Annotated in this window: 2 protein-coding genes; both read right to left on the bottom strand. The window is 36.2% G+C overall.

Annotated elements, in window-relative coordinates; genetic code table 11:
- Window positions 1-303, bottom strand: a 303-nt coding sequence (locus ABT299_RS52735; RefSeq protein ID WP_500255490.1) for a type I restriction-modification system subunit M N-terminal domain-containing protein, incomplete at its 3' end; no start/stop codon positions are given.
- The coding region (locus ABT299_RS52730; RefSeq protein WP_500255489.1) for a hypothetical protein at window positions 303-1247 on the bottom strand (945 nt) is incomplete at its 5' end. The genes ABT299_RS52735 and ABT299_RS52730, both read right to left, overlap by 1 nt.

Below are 1247 nucleotides of genomic sequence, written 5' to 3'. Positions count from 1 at the left end.
GAGGCGGTAGTGATAAAACAATTGATCGGGTTGGATAAAGTAGCCTTGTTTGGGTTGGATATTTTCGATTAAATCGTCTTTGTCTTCTTCGTACCATTCCATGAAGCCTGCATACTGAGTGGAACGTTCTGGGAAGGTATCTGTTTTGCCATTTTCTTGTTCATAAACTTCTCTCAGCTGCGCATCAGACAAGTACTTATAGAAAATTAATCCCAGTAAGTAGTTTTTATACTCACTTGCATCCATCTTCCCACGTAAGATATCCGCAGAAGCCCATAGTTGTTGATTTAAACCTGTCGCCATTATAATTCTTCTTTCCATTTTTGAAGTTGTTCAAAGTTTTGTTGTAGTCGTTCTTCTAAAACTTTTGTTCTTCTTCTGTATTTTTCACCCGTTTTGGCTTCAAACTCTTCTTTACTAAGGGTCATCGAATCCAGTAAATGAGTTAAATAAGGGATCGTTTTCTTATCGCCTTGATATTCATTCATTGCAGACTGTAAAAAGTCGAAGGATAATCCAAATTCTTCGGCTTCTTTTTGAAGTTGTCTTTGAATTTCATTTTGAATCGAAGTCTCTTTTAATTGAGCCACATCGATCTCTTCAGTAGTATTGACGAGTTGATCTTTCAAGGTGTGATACATCTTTTGGATTTGAGGATCCTTTTGTTGGATTTCTTTTTCAAATTTTTCAACGGCCCCTGCTTCGTTTAATTGAATCGCTTTCAAAAGTTGATTAATATAAAAACTATCCACGATGTCTTTATGTGTCGCATTGAGCTGCGAAGAAAAAGCAATCTCTTGTAAAAGCTTCTCGAAGTCTTCCTCAGGATGCTCCTCATCCTCGATCATTTCTTTAATCTTTGTTTTAACATTTTCCGTTTTACCTTGATATTGTGGCATCTGCTCCACTACTTCTGAAAATGCTTCAAAGTCCTCTTCGTATTGATCATAGCTTCGGAGCGCTTTATAACTCTTTTCTAGCTTTTGATAAGCACTCACTTGCGCAATCATCGTTTTAAGATCATTGGGTTTATCCGATAGGTCGGCTTCGCTTTGTTTATAAAGTGTTGAACATTCGATAAATTCTTTTTTGACTTCTTCATATTCTCTTGGAATCAGTTGATCAAAGTTTTGATTTTCATTTGAGAATAGACGAAACGTGTTTTGCACATTTTCTTTCATGGTGAAGGGCTTTCTAAAAGAGACAATCAACCCAGAATCTTTTCCTGTATAAATACGATTCGTTCT

It is taken from the genome of Spirillospora sp. NPDC000708 (genome assembly GCF_040299565.1).
Lineage (GTDB): Bacteria > Actinomycetota > Actinomycetes > Streptosporangiales > Streptosporangiaceae > Spirillospora.
This window is presented reverse-complemented; position numbering and strand designations above follow the sequence as displayed.